The organism is Halorubrum ruber (assembly GCF_018228765.1).
Taxonomy (GTDB): Archaea; Halobacteriota; Halobacteria; order Halobacteriales; family Haloferacaceae; genus Halorubrum; species Halorubrum ruber.
Window position 1 is genome coordinate 164,218 of sequence record NZ_CP073695.1, and the last position, 19,324, is coordinate 183,541.

17 protein-coding genes and 1 pseudogene are annotated in these 19,324 nt (G+C 69.6%); 11 read left to right on the forward strand and 7 right to left on the reverse strand.

Translation table 11 applies throughout. The features are described 5' to 3' along the window. Positions 1-40: 40 nt before the first annotated feature. On the reverse strand, positions 41-595 hold the full coding sequence (locus J7656_RS00760) for a DUF7344 domain-containing protein (RefSeq protein ID WP_211553785.1): 555 nt from the start codon (positions 593-595) through the stop codon (positions 41-43). Positions 596-908: 313 nt separating this feature from the next. On the opposite strand from J7656_RS00760, the gene J7656_RS00765 reads away from it, so the two are divergent. Beyond that, on the forward strand, positions 909-1,805 hold the full coding sequence (locus J7656_RS00765) for a DUF8054 domain-containing protein (protein ID WP_211553786.1): 897 nt from the start codon (positions 909-911) through the stop codon (positions 1,803-1,805). 64 nt (positions 1,806-1,869) lie between these two features. Here J7656_RS00765 and J7656_RS00770 read toward each other — a convergent pair whose 3' ends face one another. Then, positions 1,870-2,400, reverse strand: coding sequence for a DUF7344 domain-containing protein (locus J7656_RS00770; RefSeq protein WP_211553787.1), 531 nt, complete (start codon positions 2,398-2,400; stop codon positions 1,870-1,872). A gap of 394 nt (positions 2,401-2,794) precedes the next feature. Here J7656_RS00770 and J7656_RS00775 point away from each other — a divergent pair, with 394 nt between their 5' ends. The 9 genes from J7656_RS00775 (at position 2,795) to J7656_RS00815 (ending at position 12,761) form a co-directional block, all read left to right on the forward strand. Beyond that, on the forward strand, positions 2,795-4,312 hold the full coding sequence (locus J7656_RS00775; RefSeq protein WP_026046101.1) for a vWA domain-containing protein: 1,518 nt from the start codon (positions 2,795-2,797) through the stop codon (positions 4,310-4,312). Between the two features lie 120 nt (positions 4,313-4,432). Continuing rightward, positions 4,433-5,758 carry a choice-of-anchor W domain-containing protein gene (locus J7656_RS00780; protein WP_211553788.1) on the forward strand — a complete coding sequence of 442 codons (1,326 nt, stop codon included), beginning with the start codon at positions 4,433-4,435 and terminating at the stop codon, positions 5,756-5,758. Positions 5,759-5,906: 148 nt separating this feature from the next. Continuing rightward, positions 5,907-7,610, forward strand: a complete 1,704-nt coding sequence (locus tag J7656_RS00785; RefSeq protein WP_211553790.1) for a SipW-dependent-type signal peptide-containing protein — start codon at positions 5,907-5,909, stop codon at positions 7,608-7,610. 216 nt (positions 7,611-7,826) lie between these two features. Next, positions 7,827-8,615: a hypothetical protein gene (locus J7656_RS00790; protein WP_211553792.1), complete on the forward strand. Its 789-nt coding sequence runs from the start codon at positions 7,827-7,829 to the stop codon at positions 8,613-8,615. Continuing rightward, positions 8,612-9,859, forward strand: a complete 1,248-nt coding sequence (locus tag J7656_RS00795) for a hypothetical protein (RefSeq protein WP_017341860.1) — start codon at positions 8,612-8,614, stop codon at positions 9,857-9,859. Before J7656_RS00790 ends, J7656_RS00795 begins: the two co-directional genes overlap by 4 nt. Continuing rightward, positions 9,859-10,899 (forward strand): signal peptidase I, encoded by a 1,041-nt coding sequence (locus J7656_RS00800; protein ID WP_211553793.1) that lies wholly within the window; start codon positions 9,859-9,861, stop codon positions 10,897-10,899. Before J7656_RS00795 ends, J7656_RS00800 begins: the two co-directional genes overlap by 1 nt. Beyond that, positions 10,899-11,717, forward strand: a complete 819-nt coding sequence (locus J7656_RS00805) for a hypothetical protein (RefSeq protein WP_211553794.1) — start codon at positions 10,899-10,901, stop codon at positions 11,715-11,717. The genes J7656_RS00800 and J7656_RS00805 overlap by 1 nt, the downstream gene beginning before the upstream one ends. Further along, positions 11,714-11,872: a hypothetical protein gene (locus J7656_RS00810; RefSeq protein ID WP_211553795.1), complete on the forward strand. Its 159-nt coding sequence runs from the start codon at positions 11,714-11,716 to the stop codon at positions 11,870-11,872. The genes J7656_RS00805 and J7656_RS00810 overlap by 4 nt, the downstream gene beginning before the upstream one ends. A gap of 91 nt (positions 11,873-11,963) precedes the next feature. Beyond that, positions 11,964-12,761 carry a ZIP family metal transporter gene (locus J7656_RS00815; RefSeq protein WP_211553796.1) on the forward strand — a complete coding sequence of 266 codons (798 nt, stop codon included), beginning with the start codon at positions 11,964-11,966 and terminating at the stop codon, positions 12,759-12,761. Positions 12,762-13,199: 438 nt separating this feature from the next. Here J7656_RS00815 and thiD read toward each other — a convergent pair whose 3' ends face one another. Further along, entirely contained in the window at positions 13,200-14,048 is an 849-nt protein-coding gene (gene thiD / locus J7656_RS00820) for a bifunctional hydroxymethylpyrimidine kinase/phosphomethylpyrimidine kinase (protein ID WP_211553797.1), read from the reverse strand. 123 nt (positions 14,049-14,171) lie between these two features. Between thiD and J7656_RS00825 the strand changes: the two genes are divergently transcribed. Beyond that, a complete protein-coding gene (locus J7656_RS00825) occupies positions 14,172-14,831 on the forward strand; it encodes a DsbA family oxidoreductase (RefSeq protein WP_017341854.1) in 660 nt (219 codons plus the stop codon). Between the two features lie 24 nt (positions 14,832-14,855). On the opposite strand, the gene J7656_RS00830 is transcribed toward J7656_RS00825, so the two are convergent. From J7656_RS00830 to J7656_RS00845, 4 genes and pseudogenes are all read right to left on the reverse strand, one after another. After that, a complete protein-coding gene (locus J7656_RS00830) occupies positions 14,856-15,722 on the reverse strand; it encodes a phosphatase PAP2 family protein (protein WP_017341853.1) in 867 nt (288 codons plus the stop codon). Further along, positions 15,719-17,628, reverse strand: a pseudogene (locus tag J7656_RS00835) (ABC transporter substrate-binding protein). The gene J7656_RS00830 and the pseudogene J7656_RS00835 overlap by 4 nt, the downstream one beginning before the upstream one ends. A gap of 111 nt (positions 17,629-17,739) precedes the next feature. Continuing rightward, positions 17,740-18,930, reverse strand: coding sequence for a hypothetical protein (locus J7656_RS00840; protein WP_017341851.1), 1,191 nt, complete (start codon positions 18,928-18,930; stop codon positions 17,740-17,742). 82 nt (positions 18,931-19,012) lie between these two features. Further along, positions 19,013-19,315, reverse strand: coding sequence for a DUF7091 family protein (locus J7656_RS00845; protein WP_017341850.1), 303 nt, complete (start codon positions 19,313-19,315; stop codon positions 19,013-19,015). Positions 19,316-19,324 lie beyond the last annotated feature (9 nt).

Consider the following 19,324-nt stretch of genomic DNA (forward strand, 5'->3'; position numbering starts at 1 on the left):
TGTGAGCGTAAAACCCTGCGGGTGTCGGGCCGAGCTGGAACTATCCGATCCGGTTGCGGCGCGTCACCGTTCGGTGGACCAGACCGGAGACGCCGAACACGAGCGCGAAAAGCGTCGCGTACGCGTACCCCGAGACCGCGCCGAACGGGACGGTACCGACCCACGCCGCCGTCGCCAGCAGCCCGCACACGACCGCGAGCCCGACGTAGTACTCGCTCCAGAGGATCTCGTTGTCCGAGACGATCTCCAGGTACACCTCCAGCTGGCGGCTCTCCTCGGTGAGCGACACCAACCCCCGGTCGGACTCGTAGTCGATGAAGCCGCTGGCGGCCAGCTTCGGGAGGTGCGACTGGTGAAGCGCCGTGTACACTCGCTTGCGCTGCTTGTACGTCACTTCGGGGATCTCGAGGTCGTTCTCCCACGCCGCCAGCTGCTCGGCGATGTCGCGGACGCGCGCCTCGGCGCCGTTAGTTTTCAGATACTTGATCACGTTCCGACGCCGCGCGTTGCTCAGCGCCGTGAACACCTCGTCGCGCGACGGACCGTCCGCGTCAGCGAGCGAGCGCTCTTCCGACCCAATGAGTTGCGGTGTCATGGCTCACCCATTTGTATTGTAAGTAGATTAAGCCGACATTACATATCACTTTCTGTTAGTGTGGCAGCGAGTGCGATCGCAATAAATCCGGTTCGAAGAAGACTCAGAAAACAGTTTGAAAGCCGATATAATGGTGATTTTGAAATAAAGGCGCTATTTAGCGAGCTGATTTTGCCCGATATCATAATTATTCTGTAACGATCGGATCGGGGATGAGGCCCGCGGCGGCAGTAGCGGCGTACGCGGCGGCAGTAGGCGGCGCACGCGGTGGTAGGCGGCGCATACATAGGCGGGTAGGCGCCGTTCGAGCGGTATGAACGCGTCACGAGACACGGCCGCAGGTCGCCTTCGAGAGCCCGCGCGCGTCGCCGTCGATCGACTCCGACAGCCCGAGTACACCGGGGAGAACCGCTGTCTCCCCTGTACGATCGTCAACGTCGGGATCGCGGCGGTCGGGGCGACCGCGGTGGCCGCGGTCGGTGCCCCGCTCCTCGGCACGGCCGGGTTCGGCGCCGCGCTCGCGGCGATCTGGCTGCGCGGCTACCTCGTGCCGGGTACGCCCGAACTCACGAAGCGGTACCTCCCCGAGCGCGTCCTCGCGCTGTTCGGGAAAACGCCCGGTTCGAGGGGGATAACCGCCCGTCCGTCGGGCGAGGTCGATCCGGAGACGTACCTGCTCGACGCCGACATCCTCGTCGAGACGCCCGCCGGCGACGACTTCGCGTTCGCGCCCGAGTTCGCGTCGGCGTGGCGGGCGGCGGCGACGGGCGAGCCGAGGGACACTGGCGTCGACGGGGACCGAAGCGACCGCGATGACGTGGCGGCGCTCGCGACGCTTACCGGGATCGACGCCGACGAGCTGGCGATCGACTGGTACGAGGGCGTCGGGTTCGCGTACGCGGGCGACGAGAAGATCGGTCACTGGGAGTCGCGCGCGGCGTTCCGGGCGGACGTCGCGGCCGACCGAGTGCTGACGGCGACCCGCGGCGACTGGACGACGCTGGCGCTCGCGGACCGCAGCGCGGTGCTCGGCGCGCTCAGGCTGTTCGTCGATGAGTGTCCGAGCTGCGCCGGCGAAGTCGGGCTCGAAGAGCGCGTCGTCGAGTCCTGCTGTTCGAGCTACGACGTGGTCGCCGGACGATGCGCCGGCTGCGACGCGCGGCTGTTCGAACTACGCCTCCCCGAGTCGGTCGCGGCCGCCGCCGAGTAGGGGAGACCGACGGTTCGGATACGAGAGCGGAGTACGACGGAGAAGGAGTCCTTTTTCGAGCCCGTCACCGGAGCCGAAGCTGCCGGAGCACCGAGAAGCGGTTGACCCACAGCTGGACCGCGCTGGCGGCGGCGAAGGCGCCGAGTCCGAGGCTGGTCCAGAGGATCGGGTCGACGGCCGACACGAGCGGGACGTCGAGGAGCGCCGCGAGCACGACGAGCAGCGAGCCCACGGCGAGCGCGCGGTAGAGTTCCGACCACGTCGCGCCGCCGGGCGCGAGGATCTCCGTGTAGAGCCGCACGTCGCGCGCGCGTCGCGAGAGCTCGATGGTCTGCGTCTCGCGGTCGTACGTTATCACGCCCGCGGCCGCCAGCTTCGGGAGATGCGTCTGGACCAGCGACGTGTACACGCTCTCGCGAGCGCGCTTCGGCGGCGGGCTCTCGCCGGTCTCGCGGCCCGCGACGAGCGTCGACAGCTCGTTGACCGAGACGGGCCCGCCGACGGAGCTGAGCTGTTCGATCGCGCGCCGTCGGCGCTCGTTCGCGAGGATGGAATACACTTGTTCGGCCGGTAACACGTCGTTTCGGAGTTTCATGAGGTAGGGGTCCGAAGGCCGCGCTCGGCGGCGTCCGGGTTCTGTCACTCAGTGCGACTGATGAGGGTATATGTATGCGCTCGATACCCGTGGGAGCCGCCGATCGAGGGGGGAAAGTACGGCGTCCCTGTCGGATCCGACCCAACAAGTACGGTCTCCGTGCCGCGTTCGGCGGCAGCGGTACGGCGCACCTACCGGCAATAACCACCGGAGTAGGGACGCCGGACCGTCGGTCGAACGGACTCTTTGACCTGCGGCGTGAGACGTTCTATCGGTTGGAATCGGGCGTTCGACGGTGACGTGGATGTTCGTAACTACGTGGGTACCCCCCGGAGGAGAGAGTAACCGATTCGGTCAGCCCAGCGCGGACGGGGGGCGAGTCGGGAGAGAAACCATGAGCCAAGACACAAACGACACAATCGGACTCTCGCGGCGCAAGGTGCTCGCGGGCCTCGGCGCCGTCGGCGTCGCGTCCGCGGGCGCGGGACTCGGTACTACGGCGTACTTCAACGACACCGAGTCGTTCACTAACAACACGCTCACCGCGGGCGAGCTCGACCTGAAGCTGGATTACAAGTCGACGTACCTCGGCGGTCCCGGCCGTTTGGACGACATTCGGGCGATGGGGTACGCCGGCGGCGACGAAGAGTTCTTAGCGCAGGATCTCGGCGACGGACAGTACCTGATCGGCCAAGCGCCCAGCCCCGGGGACATGCAAGAATGGGAAAACTACGTGCAGGACGACGAGATGTTCGACTTCTGTTCGCCCGAGGCGGACGAGTTCCTCGTCAACGGCGACGGGATCCCGATCTTCACGCTCGACGACGTGAAGCCCGGCGACTCCGGCGAGGTCACGATCAGCATTCACATCTGTGACAACCCCGCGTACCTCTACCTCGCGGGCGAGCTGACCGAGAACGCGGAGAACGGTCAGTCCGAGCCCGAACTGGAAGACGAGGGCGAAGACACCGACGGAGTCGGCGAACTCGCCGACGCCATCGAGGTCTGCGTCTGGTACGACGAGGACTGCGACAACGTGTACGAGCCCACCGGCACGGGCCAGCAGCAGGAGCTGGAGGTCGCCTTAGTCAGCGACGTTTCCGGCTCGATGGGCGGATCCGCGCTCTCCTCGCTGAAGACGGCCGCGACCAGCTTCGTCGGGAACCTCTCGTCGCCCGACGAGGCCGCGGCGATCTCGTTCAATTCCGGCGCGTTGACCGACCAGGAGCTGACGACCAACTACCAGGCTGTTCAGAACGCGATCAACAACTACACCGCGGGCGGCGGCACCTCGATCGCCGCCGGTATCATCGAGGGCGAAGACGAGCTCCTCAACGGCACCATCGCCACGCCGGGCGCGTCGAAGGTGATGATCCTGCTGAGCGACGGGCAGTCTAACGAGACCGCCGCGACCGACGCCGCGACCGACGCCAAAAACAACGGGATCCGCATCTTCACCATCGCGCTCGGGAACGCCGACACCGGTCTGTTGGAGAGCGTCGCCAGCTCTTCCGACGACGCCTTCGTCGCGCCCGACCCGTCCGACCTCGACACCGTCTACGCCGAGATCGCGCAGATCGTCCTCGCGGGCGAACAGAAGATCCTCTCCGGCACGATGAGCGAGGTCTTCGCGGAACTGGCCGACGGCGAGGCGCTCGACGGCAACCGCCAGGAGGAGGGTCGGCAGCCGTACCCCGGCGCGACCACGCAGTGCATCGGCTTCGAGTGGACGCTCCCGGCGGAGGTCGGCAACGAGATCCAGACCGACTCCGTGAGCTTCGATCTGGCCGTCTACGCCGAGCAGTCGCGGCACAACGACAACCCGCAGGTGGCGTTCAACGGGACCGACGTGAACAGCACCAGCCCCGGTCCCGCCCCCAACGGCACCGGCAACGTGAGCGATCCGAACTAGCTCCTCGGAGCGACGCGGCCCCGGACGACACCTTCGTCCGGTTCCCGGCTCGGCGCCTTCGGGCGGCCGACGCGGCGGTTCGCGACCGCCGCCGGGAGTTCCCTTCGGGGATGATACACAATGAACGACGACAAAATCGGACTATCGCGGCGCAAGATGCTGGTCGGACTCGGTGCGGTCGGCGTGGCCTCCGCGGGCGCGGGCCTCGGCACCACGGCGTACTTCAACGACACGGAGACGTTCGAGAACAACACCCTGACTGCGGGCTCGCTCGACTTGTTCGTCAACTACGACGCCTCGTACGACAGCGACGGGACGGTAGTGAACCAGGCCGAAACGGCGGCCGGTGAGCAGGACGGCACCCCCGCGGGAATGTTCTACGACCTTGAAGACGTGAAGCCCGGCGACTCCGGCGAGGTGAAGTTCTGCTTCGAGATCGTCGACAACCCCTCGTACATGTGGGCGTGCGGTGACCTCTCGCAGGCGGAGAACGGCATCAACGAACCCGAGTCGGCCGTCGACGACACGCCCGACCTCGGCGAGCTCGGCGACTCGATCGTTGCGAGTCTCGCCTACTGTGACGAGGACGGCGAACCGCTCGCAGACGGAGAGATCGTCTCCGGCTCGCTCGTCGACGTCATCGCGGCGATCTCCAGCGGCGCGGCCCTCGACGGCGACGGGATGGCCGGCCTCGTTCCCGGCGAGCAGGCGGAGTACGCCGACGTGGTCGAGCCCGACGAGGGCGAGGCGTTCATCACCGGCCCGTGCGTGTGCCTCTCGTGGGAGATCCCGACGACGGTCGGCAACGAGATCCAGTCGGACTCGCTGACGATGAACTTCGAGTTCCACGCGGTCCAGTCGCGCCACAACGACGGCACGGCGAACCCGTGTGAACCCTCTATCACGACTACGACCGGCGAGGGCTTCGCCAAGCAGGAGGAGTTCGACACCGAACAGGAGACCTCCTTCGCCCGCGGCCGCTTCGGTGGTCAGAACACGTGGGAGGTCGCGGTCGGCCCCGACGTCGGCAGCGCCGACACGGCCAACTACGTCTGGACGCCCGGGAACCCCGTCCCGTTCAGCTACACCTACGACGGCAGCGGTAACGCCTCGTTCACCCTTGACGGCGTGAACGTGGCTAGCACGATTCCCGCCCCCAGCGGGAAGCTCGGCATCACGACGAAGGCCGACGAGGCGACCGTCTCCGTGACGGACCTCGCACTGGACCTGGACGGCACCCCCGTGTCGCTCAGCGGTCCCGACGCGATCTCCGCGTCGAATGACGACGACGGTTCCGACCGCGATGTCACCTACCTCGTGTTCGACACCGACGCCGCGGACGTCGCGAACGCGTTCACCATCAGCGGCAACGTGGAGGTCAACCTTCAGGGAGACTACGACATGACCGCAGAGGAGGGCGTCGCCTTCGACATCAGCGTCGAATAAGCGTCGCCGAACGCGCAACGTCCGCCCGATCGCGGGCGGGACTGCGCGCTCGCGACGAATTCCGACCACCACCCATTCCGGACCCGCGCGGGCGGCCGGGACGACGGTTCGACTCCGTCGGTGGGACTCCCCTCGGGGATTCACAATCATGACAGACAACAAGAAATTCGACACGATCGGACTGTCGCGGCGCAAGATGCTGGCGGGCCTCGGCGCGGTCGGCGTGGCCTCCGCGGGCGCCGGCCTCGGCACCACGGCGTACTTCAACGACACCGAGTCGTTCGACGGGAACACCCTCACCGCGGGCCAGCTCGACCTGCTCGTCGACTGGCAGCAGACGTACGACTTCGGCGAGGGGCACCAGTTCGTCAGCGCGCACCCGGACCACGACGGCGACGGCGAGCAGTCCGTCGAGATCGACGGCGAGGTGTTCAGCTACAGCGACTTCCCGGACGAGGACGACACGGACAGCAACGGGGCGAACCTCCCGGTGCTGACCTGCGACAACATCCCGCCGCTCTCGGAGGCGGACTTCGGCACGGACCCCGTCACGGGCGAGGAGATGGAGACGCTGGTCCAGCTCACCGACGTGAAGCCCGGCGACTCCGGCGAGATCACCTTCTCGCTCCACCTCTGTGACAACCCCGGTTACATCTGGATGCAGGCGGGCAACGTCAGCGAGGACGGCGGCGCCGGCACCGAACCGGAAATGCTCGTCGACCCCGATAACCTCGGCGACCTCGGCGACGCGATCCAGGCGACGCTCTGGTACGATGAGGACTGCGACAACGTGTACGACGGCGCGGAGCCGGTCGACATCATGCTGACGCTCGACTTCTCGGGCTCGATGCTGTACGACGGGTTCGGGGGTTTGGTCAACACGGACGACATCGCGATCAACGGGACCACCTACAATGAGACGACGAAGATCGACCTCGTCGAGCTCGGCACCCGGCAGTTCATCGACTTCCTCCAGAACGCGAACGCTGACGTTGAGGTCGGCGTCGCGTACTTCGACGGCGAGAAGTCCGGCGACAACGAACCCCGGACCGGGATCTTACAGCCCCTGACCGACGATCTGTCCGTGGTCGACGGCGCGCTGTCGGGCCTGCGGCAGAAGCTCGCGAACGTCGTGAGCGGCGGCGCCGGCTCGACCCCGTTCGACGGCGACGGTGACCCGAACCCGTTCGCGGGCGGCGGTATCGCGACGGGCACGTACATCGGCGAGGGCGTCGACGACGCGCAGAGCGAGCTCGCGAACGGGCGCCCCGGCGTGGCGAAGCAGAATATCGTCCTCTCGGACGGCGAGTCGTTCAACGGGACGGGCTCGACGACGTTCTCTTCGCCCACCGCGGCGGCCGACGACGCCCGCGCGGCGTCGCCCAGCCCCGCGACCGACGTCTACACGATCAACGTCAACGGCAGCGCCAGCACCCTGCTGGCGATGGCCGGCCCCGCCGGCGGGGCGGGCGGCGATCCGCTGTTCTTCAACGACCTCGACGACCCGCTGAACATCCCGACGGTGTTCGGTAACCTCGCGGCGCAGGCCACGCAGGAGAAGGTCATCATGGAGGACACGCTCGCGAGCGTCCTCGCCGAGCTCGCCGACGGGGACGGGATCCCGCTCGACGGCAACCGTGCGACGCTGTACGACGAGCTCACGGACCCGGCCGACGACCCGGACCGCGACGCGTTCCGCGGCGACGGCGTGATGCACTGCGTCGCGCTCGAGTGGGAGCTGCCCCTCGAAGTGGGCAACGAGATCCAGGGCGACACGCTCGCCTTCGATCTGGGCTTCTACACCGAGCAGGCGCGTCACAACGACGGCGCCGGGCCGTCGCAGGCGGCCTGATCGGGGGTTTCGGACCCATCGCGACGTGACGGTCGAAGCCGATCGACGGTGGATCCGATCGGGCGACCGCGGTGGGGTACGACGCCCGTACCGCCGGGTACGGTCACCGGACCGGTCGGGTATGACGCGTATACATACGACTACGGCGACGGTAGAGAGGGCAGAGACGGGGTATCACATCGACGACACGGCCGTTCGGAGCCGCAACGACACACAATGACACAGAAGGAATCAGGACTTACGCGGCGGGAGGCACTCGCGGGCGTCGGAGCCGTCGGCTTCGCGGCCCTCGGGGCCGCCTCCGGACGGCCGACGGGAACGGACAGGTGGGGTGAGTACACGGACTACACCTACGCGCAGACCGACCGGCCGTGGGACCTGCTCGTCGGCTGGCGGCAGACCGAGAACGGGACGGTCGTCGATTCGAGCCCGACGGACGCCGAAGACGACGTTGAGGCGGCCGGAATCCGTCTCGTCGACGTCGACAACGCCCTGCCCCACGACACCGGGACCGCGAGCGTGGGCCTCCGCTTGGAGGACCCCGCGGGCGTAGCGCCCGACGGCGTCCGGGTGTGGCTGAAGATCGGCCCGGCCCTCGACGGCCCCGACGTGAGCGCGGTCGACCGCGCGCTCGCCGACCGCATCCGGCTGGAGGTCCGGTACGACACCGGCCTCCTCGGGGTCGGCGCGTGCGCGGGCGCCGAGAGCGACTTCGCCGGCTACGGCGAGCTGATCGCCGCCGGCACGCTCGCGGAACTCAACGCCGACCCGGTGGCGACGGGGATCGAACTCGATCCCACGCTGCTCGGGAACGGCTGTCTCACGACCGAGGAGCGCCGCTGTCTGACCTTCACCTGGGAGTTCGACGGGGAGGGCGGTAACGCCGGACAGGGCGGCGCCGTCGACTTCGACGTGCGGTTCGCCGCGGACGACTGCTCGGCCGAGGGGAACCCCTTCGCGATGAGCGCCTCGACCGGCGGCGACACCACCGAGGTGGGACAATGACCCCCGGAGACGATTCGGGACGGCGCCCGAGCGGGCTGAGCCGCCGCCGGCTGCTCGCCGGGATCGGCGGCGTCGGCGCGGTCGGGATGGCGAGCGGCATCGGCACGGGCGCGTACCTCGCGGACCGGGAGACGTTCGCGAACAACGTCTTCGGCGCCGGCGAGGTCGGGCTGACGGTGGACGGCGAACCCACGGACGGGACCGTCACCGTCGGTCCGTTCGCGGTCGACCGGACGACGTTCGACGGGCGCCCAGACCCTGAGGGGTTCGAAATCGGTGCGTCGGCGAACCCGGTCCGGGTGTGGCTCGCGACGGAGTGCCCGGACGGCGACCGGCTCGGGAACGCCCTCGAAGTCGAGGTCGTCGTCGACGGCGAGTCGCTGACGGGCGGCTACCGGCCGCTCGTCGAGGTCGAGCGCCTCCTCGCGACCGGGGTGCGGATCGACGACGGGTGCCTCGCGGCCGGCCCCGACGGCGGTTCGATCGCCGTCGAGGTCGCCCCGTACCTCCCGGCGGGCTCGCCCGACGTGGGCGGGGAGACGACCGAGCTGACGGTCCGGCTGTACGCCGAGCAGTGTCGCCACGTCACGGAGGAGCAGGCGAACGCGCCGGGAGCGAACCCCTTCGCGGATGTCGTCTGCGACGAGACGGAGACGGAGTGCCCCGAGTGCGTCCCGTTCGGCAAGGCCGACTTCGGCGGGTCGACCGCGCCGGGCGACGTCCTGTCGCTGGAGATGATCCTCGACGGCGCGGGGCCACACGAGATCGAGATCACCGAGGTCGAGACGAAGGACGACGGCGAGGTCGTCGGCGTCGCGTTCCGGGTTCAGGACGCCGACGGGAACCCGGGGCCGGACATGTGCTCCGTGGCGGTCAAGGGCGGACCGGACCGCGACCCCGAGGGCGTCGATATCGATCCGGTGGCTCCGGAGACGGGGGCAGTCGTGTTCGCGCCGCAAAAACCCGGAGAGGATAAGCGGTACGGGGTCAGCAACGTCACGATCAGCGTCTGCGCCAGCGACGGTAACGGTGAAGAGGAGCACGGCGACGACCGCACCGATGACGGCGGCAGTAGCGGGACCGGTAACAGCGGCGAAAACGGCAACAGCGGCAAAAACGGCAACAGCGGCAAAAACGGCCGAAAAGACAGCGGAACGTCCGGGAACCCCGACGGCAAATCCGCGAACGCCGGCGGCGACGGTCGAAGCGACGGCGGCGGAATCGACGGCACGGAGGCGAACTGATGACAACTATACTCACATCACCACGGACGAAGCGCGCGGCGAACGTACTCGGGATCGTCCTGCTGATCGCGCTCGTCGCGCCGTTCGCGGCCTACGCGGCCCCCGAGGTCGTCGGCGCCGACGAGAGCTTCGTCGTGCTCACGGCGAGCATGACGCCCGCCATCGCGCCGGGCGACGTGGTTATCGTCGCCGACCGCGACCCGGCCGCGATCGCCGAGGGGGACGTGATCACGTTCATGCGGGGCACCAGCGAGGTGCCGGTGACGCACCGCGTGATCGACGTTGTCGACGAGGGCGGGGCGCTCGCCTTCGAGACGATGGGCGACGCCAACGAGGGGCCGGACCCCGGGCTCGTCTCGGCCGGGAGCCTCGTCGGTGTCGTGACGTTGACGATCCCGTACATCGGGTACGTGATCCAGTTCGCGGGCACCCGGGTCGGGTTCGTGGCGCTGGTGCTGCTCCCGTTCGGCCTGCTCGCGGTCACCGAGGTCTGGTCGATCGTCCGTGGCCGCGACGGCGCGGAGTCGCCGGCCACCGCGACCGCCGATCCGGACGGAGAGCCGGTCGGCGGAGGGGACGCCGAGACGGCGGCGTTCGAGTTCGCAGCCGAGCCCGATCCCACCCCGACGGCCGCAGCGACCGCCGCGAGCGGTTCCGGTGGCGTCTCGGTCGACGCGGTCGGCGGCGCGGCGGCGGTACTCGCCGTCTTCGCTCCGTACGCGGCGTACGTCGCGTTCGAGCTCCGGAGCGCCGCCGCGATCGCGGTTGCTGTGGCGACCGCGACGCTCCTGTTCGGCGCGCTCGCGATGTGGGTGCCGGCGAGCGGCGTGCTCGACCGGAGCGTTCAGAGCGCCGCGTCGGAGTCGGACGGCGACGCGTCGGAAACGGCCGCCGACGGCGGGGTCTCCGAGAGCGACGCGGATTCCGACGAGACGGACTCGGCGGCGGTCGCGACTGGCGAAGAGCGCGTGGAACCGGACGAGTCGGCACCGGCACGGACGCCGACAGCACGCCCCGACGCCGCCGGAGAGGTGGACTGATGCCCGCGAACCGCGGGCTCGTCGCGCTCGTCGCGCTGGCCGTGTTGGTGTGGAGCGTCGCGTTCGCCGGCGGGGCCACGGTGGCGGTCCTCTCGGCGAGCGTCGACGTGACGACGACGTTCGAGACGCCGGAGGAACTGAGCGAGGTCAACGAGTCGAGCGGAAGCGGATTCACCGTGGCGACCGTGCCGGTCGAGAACGGGACGACCGCCGTGGGAGGGAACGGGACGTCGGCGGCGGCGAACGGCACGGAGACCGCCGGGAACACCACGGTCCCGACCACTGAACAGAACACCACGGTCCCGCCCACTGAACAGAACGCCACGGCCCCACCCACTGAACAGAACACCACGGTCCCGCCGACGGACCAAAACGACTCGGCGACGACGGCGAACGAAACTAAACCGGACGAAAACGACTCGGCGACGACAACGAACGAAACCGAGACGGACGAAAACGACTCGGCGACGACAACGAACGAAACCGAGACGGACGAAAACAACTCGGCGCCAAAGACGAACGAAACCGAGACGGACCAAAACGACTCGGCGCCAAAGACGAACGAAACCGAGACGGACCAAAACGACTCGGCGCCAAAGACGAACGAAACCGAGACGGACCAAAACGACTCGGCGCCGGCCGATCCGACGGGAGACCAGTCGAGCCGGCCGAGTGAGGAGACGGTGACGAACGAGTCGGCTCCGGCGGGGAACGCGACCGTCGAGGGGTCGACCACGCCCGACGCGAACGACGTCGATGCGGTCGCGGTTCGTCACCCCACGGATCCGTCGCGGTCCGGCCAGGGAGCGCGAACGTGACCGTACCGAGCCGGCAGCGGGAGCGTCTCGGGAAGGGCGACGCACGGTCCGACGGGCGCTGCTCCGGCCCCGGGGCGAAACTCACCGCGCTGTTGCTGCTCGTCGCGTTGCTTCTCCTCGTGTTCCTCGCCAGCGTCGTTCGGATGTTCGGGTGAACTCGCAAACGGCGCGGCCGGGAGGCGGTTCTCAGCCGGTGGCCGCGCCCGCCGGAGTTATGGGCGGTACCGGCGTACGATCAGCCGACGAATGATTGCCCTCGACGCCTACGCGTTCGTCTTCGTCGCCGGGCTGATCACGGCGCTGGCGACCGGGATCGGTGCGCTCCCCTTCTTTTTCTTCGAGACGATCAGCGACCGCGGGAACGTGGCGCTGTGGGGGTTCGCGTCGGGGATCATGCTCTCCGCGTCGCTGTTCGGACTGGTCCAAGAGGGGCTCGCGGAGGGGACGCCAGTCGAGATCGGGGTCGGGATGCTCGCGGGCGTCGCGCTCGTCGTCCTCGCGCACGAGGTGCTGATGGACGCCGAGATCGATCCCAGAGAGTACGAGGAGGCCGACTTCAAGAAGCTGATTCTGATCCTCGGCGTGCTGACGGTCCACAGCTTCCCGGAGGGGATCGCGGTCGGCGTCTCCTTCGCGGACCTCGGGCTGTCGGGCGGCACCGCGCTGTTCGGCTTCACGGTCCCGCTGCTCGCCGTGTTCATGACGGTCGCCATCTCGATCCACAACGTCCCCGAGGGGACGGCCATCTCGATCCCGCTGCGGGCGATGGGCGTCTCGAAGTGGAAGATGGTGTGGTGGTCGATCTTCTCCAGCCTCCCGCAGCCGATCGGCGCCGTGATCGCCTTCGCGTTCGTGCGGTACGCCCGCGATTTCCTCCCGTACGGCTTCGGCTTCGCGGCGGGCGCGATGATCTACCTCGTCCTCTCGGAGTTCATCCCCGAGGCGCTCGAAACGGGCGCCGACCTCCCGCACGGCGGCAAGCGGGTCCTCGTCGGCGGGATCGCGCTTGGCGTCGCGCTGATGATCCCGCTCGCGTATTTATAAGCGGCCGAGGGGGCGACGACGCGGTAGTTTAAATGAGCGTCACCGGCTGCGACGATCATTTATAAATGAACGGTGCGGTGGCGCGTGCCGACGAGCGCCCGGTAGGGCGCGAGTCGCACGCGCGAGGGAGTCAGTCGCCGGAGCGAAGCGGAGGCGACTGACGAGGCTGGGGAGGCGTGAGGCGCTGTGCGGTTGCGGGCGGGTGGGACTCAAAGGGGCAGCCGTGAGGCGGGCGCAGGCGACGTAAGCACCGCAAGGAGCGAGCAGCGCGAGCGACTGAGGCGCGCAGCAAGCGTGCGCCCGCCTCACGGCTGGGGCTTTGGAGGTGTTCTCCGTCGATCCGCAATCAATTATTTATAAACAAGAGACTGGGGCTTTAGCGGTGTCATCCACCGATTCGCAGGCGATTATTTATAAACAATCACCCGATTCGACGGCTCACTCCTCGCCCAGCACGGTCGGGTTGACCGCGCCCGGGCCCTCGCCCACGTCGTAGCCGCGCCGGACCGCCTCGGTCATCTCCTCGACCGCGGCACCGACCGCTCCACGAACCGACTCCCCACGCGCCAGCCGCGCCGCGATCGCGCTCGATAACGCGCAGCCGGAGCCGTGCGTCGCGTCGGTGTCGATCCGGGGCGTCTCGAAGCGGTCGACGGTCGGCTCGCTCTCACCCCCACCCGCACCCGCTGCGCGAACGAGCGTGTCGACGACGACGCCCTCCTCGACCGCCTCGCCGTCGAGGTGCCCGCCCTTCACCAATGCCGCGTCCGCGCCGAGCCCGACGAGCTCCCGCCCGGCCGCCTCGGCATCGACCGAGGTCTCGACCGGCTCGCCGGTCAGCACCGCGGCCTCATCGGCGTTCGGCGTGACGAGCGTCGCGGCCGCGATCAGGTCCTCGTAGGCGTCCTCCGCGGCGGGCGAGAGCAGTCGGTCGCCGGTCGCAGCGACCATCACGGGGTCGACGACGAGGGGCGCATCGGCGTCCGCGACTGCCTCGGTCACCGTCTCGACGATTTCGGCGGTCGCCAGCATCCCCGTCTTGATCGCGCCGACGTCGAAGTCGTCGGCGACCGCCGCGTACTGGCTCGCGACGTGGTCGGCCGGGAGCGGGTGAACGTCCTCGACGCCGCGCGTGTGCTGGGCAGTCGTCGCCGTCACGACCGACGCGCCGAAGACGTCGTGCGCGCGCATCGCCGTCAGGTCCGCCTGAATCCCCGCCCCGCCGCCGCTGTCGCTGCCGGCGACCGTCAGCGCGACCGGCGGGTCGACCGGATCGTACTCGGGCATACGCGGTGATACAACCTAATAATATTAATTGGTGGTGGCCCGGCGATTCGGCCGCGCGGATCGTCCCGCCAACCGCCTGCCGTCGCCGAACAACCTTTTCGGCTCCGCGGCGTAGCGGGCGGCATGGCAACCGACTCCGACGCCGCGTCCGGCGCCGACGAGCCCGAGGCGATCACCGTCTACTCCGACTACGTCTGTCCGTTCTGCTTCCTCGGACGGCGGTCGCTCGCGAACTACCAAGAGACGCGCGAGGAACCGCTCGACATCGACTGGCACCCGTTCGACCTCCGCGCCGGCCAGCGCGGTCCCGACGGGGAGATAGATCACGACGCCGACACCGGGAAAGACGAGGAGTACTACGAGCAGGCGCGCGAGAACGTCCGCCGGCTTCAGGAGGAGTACGGCGCCGACGAGATGCAGCTCGAGCTCGCGACCGACGTCGACTCGCTGCCCGCGCAGGTCGTCTCGGTCCGCGTGCGCGAGACCGCGCCGGACGCGTGGCTCGCGTTCGACGAGGGCGTCTTCGACGCGCTGTGGCTGGAGGGGCGCGACATCGGCGACCGCGACGTGTTGGCCGACATCGCGGCCGACATCGACGGACTCGACGCCGCCGTGGTCGACGAGGCGCTCGGCGACGACGACCTCCGCGAGCGCGTGACCGACATGTTCGACGCAGCGCGGCGACAGGGCGTCACGGGCGTCCCGACGTTCGCGTACGACGGCCACGCCGCCCGAGGCGCGGTCCCGCCGGAGCAGCTCGAACGCCTCGTCGAAGGGGTCTGAGGTCGGGGAAAACGGGCGCACCGCTCAGTCGTCCGCGCCGGTCCCCGACCCGGGACGCTCTCCCCCCGCGTCGTCGCTCACTTCTGCGGCGTCGCCCCGCGGGTCCACGACGCGGTACGCGAGCGCGACGCAGCCGAACGCGAGCGCGAAGCCGGCGACGACGTCGGTGAGCCAGTGGATGCCGAGGTACATCGTCGCGATCACGACCGACAGCGAGAGCGGGACCGCGACCGCCGTCCACCGCGGGTACTCCTCGCGAGTCAGCACCGCGAACGTCCCCACGGTGACCGAAAGCGAGGTGTGGAGCGACGGGAAGACGTTCGAGTTCTCGTTCACCTCGCTCGCGAGCAGTATCACGTCCGGCTGGTTGGTGAACAGCAGCGGCGTCACCATGTCGGGCATCACGTTCCGCGGGCCGTGCGCGAACACCAGCGTGTAGAGGACCAGTCCGATCCCGTAGTTGAGCGCGTACGCGACGAGCAGCCGCCTGAGATCCGCGGTTCGAGGCAGCGCGAGGTACGCGATCGCCGGGAACGCGACGAGGAACGCGTACCCGTACACGTACACCCGCGAGAAGTACGCGGTCAGCGCGGGCGACGCGAACGTCGCCTGGATCCACGCGACGAACCCGCCCTCCAGCCCGTAGATGAACGCCGTCGCCTGAATGCCGAACAGCCTGGAGACGTTCAAAAGCGCCGGGCGGCCGACCGCGCTGGCGAGAAGCACCACGCAGACGAGCGCGACGGCCCGACGCGCGTCCCAGAGCCGGTCGCGGAGCCCGCTCCACGTCTCGCGGAGCCGGGCGGGCCCGACAATCGCGACCGACGCGACGGCGAGCATCACCGCGACCCACCCCACGACCGACGAGAGGACGGAGAGGAACGGACTCATTGCCCCCGCGAGAGCAGCCGCCCTTCGCTGTCGAAGCGATACCCGATGTCCCGCAGCGCCGCCCGAGCGGCCTCGACGTCCAGCGACCCCTCGTCGTCGAAGAACGGGTGAACGGGGTCGGTTCCGTCAGTCCACGCCAGCGAGTCGGGGACCGCGTCCGGCGACGCCGCGAGCGGAGAGGCCGCCGCCCGCGCGTACCCGTCGAACGCCTCGTCGACGACCGCGGACTTGTCGATCAGCCGCGCGATGACCGCCCGGAATCGCGGGTTCGACAGCGGGCTCCGCCGCGCGTTGTAGCCGACGTGGTAGAACGCCGCCGACCGGCCGCTCACGAGCCGCGCGTCGTCCGAGCGGCCGATCCGCGGGACCGACTGGGGGCCGAGGTTCGAGACGGTCGCGTCCGCGAGCCCCTGGGCGACCGCCTCCACGGCAGAGATGTCCGACGGGGACACCTCGATTCGGAGCCGGTCGAACGCCGGCTTGCCGTGGTACCGGGGTGGAATCCCCGCTCGCGGGTCCGTCGTCTCCTCCGAGGCCTCCGCGTCGGCGTCGGCCGCCGAGCGGACGAGGAAGTGGTCGGGGTTGCGCTCGAAGACGACCGACTCCCCGGCGGTCGCCTCAACGAACCGCAGCGGGCCGCTCCCGACCGGGTCGGGGTTGTTCGTGACGACCGCCTCCGTCGTCTCGAAGTCGAACTCGAACCCCCGATCGTCGCCGCGTCGGTCCGCTCGGACCAGACGTGTTCCGGGAGGATCGGCACCCGGAGCGCCCGCGCGGCGACCGTCTCGTTGACGTCGGAGACGGTGAGTCGGACCGTCGCGTCGTCGAGGACCCGCTCGTCCTCGACGAGGGAGCTCCGCCCGCGGAACCGCGGCGTCGGCACCGACGTCTCGACGCTCCCCAGCGAGGTGTCTCGGAGGAACCGGTAGGTGAACGCGACGTCGCTCGCCGTCACGGGCTCGCCGTCGTGCCACCGGGCGTCGCGGAGCGCGACGTCGACGGTGTTCGCCCCGGGACGCTCCCAGTCGGCCGCCAGCCACGGGACGGTCGACTCGCCGTCCGTGCGGACGAGCGGGTCGTACAACAGGCCGGTGAACGTGCCGTACTTCCGGTACTCGGCGGCGATCGGGTTCCAGTTCTCCGTGATTCGGTCGTCGGTCGTCACCAGTCGGAGGGTGGCCCCGCCCTCGGCGTCCGCGCCGTCCGCCGTCGCCGACGAGGTCGTGTTGCCGCCGTCCGCCGTCGCGTTGCCGCCGTCCGACCCCCCGTCTCCCGCCGAGTCGGCGTCGGGGACGGCGTCGAGGCCGAGGAGCCCGGTGACCGACACCGGCTGCCGGTCCTGGGTCCACCCCTCGAACCGGGCCCCCTGGACGGCGGTGAGCGCGTCGGGGAACGCGACGACGGAGAAGGGCTGGAGGTCACACACCGTCTCCTGAAGCGCGTCGACGGCGTCGGACCGGTCGCTCCCGGCCGCCCGGCGCTGTTCCTCCAGCAGGTCGTCGACCGCGATCTCCGTGAGCCCGAAGGGGTTCTGCCACCCCGGCTCCGCGACGAACTGCGAGTGCGTCAGCCCGTACAGCGCGTCCGAATCGAACGGCTCCGTCTCCACGAACTGGCCGACGTAGAGGTCGAAGTTCTGGTTCACGAGCACCTTCCGCCACAGGTCGGTCTGTCCGACCGTGTTGAGTCGGACGTCGATGCCGACCGCGGTCAGGTGCTCTTCGAGCTGTCTCGCGATCCGGATCCCGTTGGGGTCGCCGTCGGCCGGCGTGGTGTTGATCTCCAGGGTCAGCTGCGAGTGCGGGTTCCGTCCGGCGATGTTCTCCGTACGACCGAGGCAGCCGGCGCTGGCGGCCGCGAGGCCGAGCCCTGCGAGCGCCGCTCGTCGACTGATCGGTCGCGTCATTCTTCGTTTCTCCCTGTTTTCCGTCACCGTGTATATCTCTTCTGTGCTGTCGCCGCGCCGAGAGGTCGCGTCGGCGCGTCGGATCCCCCGCATGCGGCCGCCTCGGCCCCGTCAGATCACGTCCGCCAGCGGGAGCGCGAGCCCGATCGCCCACGCCAGCAGTCCGACGACGGTGACCGGCCGGTCCGCGGCCGCCCGCCCGATCGCGACGACGCCGAGCGCGGCGAGCAGCGCGAACCGGTGGACGATGAGGTCGGCGGGAACCGCCACCCCGAGCGCCGCGAAGTCGGCGACGAAGCCGCCGCCGAGCCCGACGACGACGGCCAACGCGGCCGCCTCGGGAGTAGATCGCGGCGCGCGCCAGACGACCAGCGCGGGCAGCCCGACCGCGAGGACGAGGTACAGCGGCGCCGCGATCGCCTTCGGCGACACGCCGGGGAGCGCCGTCTCCAGGGTCACGCCCGCGAAGCGGACGCCGACGAGGACGACGCCGAGTGCGAGCCCCAGCGTCGCGGCCGCGGCGTGTCGCTCCGCGTCGGCGCGGAGCCGGCGGAAGAGGTCGACGGCCGCCTCGCGGGTCCGCCGCCCGAGGAGCGCCCCGGCGAGCGCCGCCGTCGCCGCCAGTTCGATCACGGAGAGCCAGCCGTCGCTGTGGCCGCCGTCGATGCCGCGGTACTCGCGTCGCACGTCGTTCGCGCGGTCCGACTCGATGAACTCGTCCTCCAGCCGCGTCGCGGGCGCGTCTATCTCCGGAACGGTGTGGCGGAGCCGGAACCAGTCGTAGTACTCCTCGTGGGCCTGTATCGCGGTGTAGGCGCCGTCGGGCGACTCGTACGCCCGGAGGTGGTCGCGGACCCCGAGGTACGCCCCGTCGTGGAGCTCGAACGTCTCTGTGAGCCACACGCCGCCGCTCGGCCCCTCGACGTAGGAGTAGCGGAGCGAACTATGGGCGTCCCGCCAGTCGCGGCCGACGAACTCCCGGACCTGGTCGTCGCCGGCGGTCGCCGCGGCCTCCTCGGGTTCGGTCTCCTGCCAGTCCGCGGCCGCGTCGCCCTCGATCGCGGCCCGGGTCGCCGCCGCGTCGGCGTGGAACACCACGTTGATCGCGAGCGTCCGGCCCTCGACGGTCCGGGTCCGGCTGGTGTACGGCCAGAGCCGGTAGTCGCCGTCGACCGCGATGAGGCGGTCGTCGGCCACGTCGTCGACCGCCGGCTCCTCGGCGACCCCGGCGAAGAACCCGGAGAGCACGAGTCCGACCCCGACCACGAGGAGGAGGGCGACAACGACGGCGGCCCGCTTCATGCGCCTCATCAGAACCCCGGGACAGAAACGTATTCGGGTGGGATCGCAGCGCTACCGCTGGAATCCCGCACGAACTCGGCGGTCACCACGTCTCGACGACGCCGTCGCGGACGTCCTCGGCGCACCCCTCGCAGTCGGGGTGACCCGACTCGAAGCAGGCCGGTCGCCCCTCGGCGTCGACCGGGACTGTCCGGCGCTCCGCGTGGCGGCGGCAGACGATGCGGGCGCGCCCGGAGTCGTCCGTCGGGAGGTCGAACCGCGCCGCCGCGGCCGCGTCGCCCTCCGGATCGTCGCGCCCCTCGGCGTAGGCGCGTCTGGCCTCCTCGAACTGCTTGCCCGCCTTCCGGAGCTGCTGGCGGATGACGCGTTCGAGCCGGTCGTCCATACCGCCCGT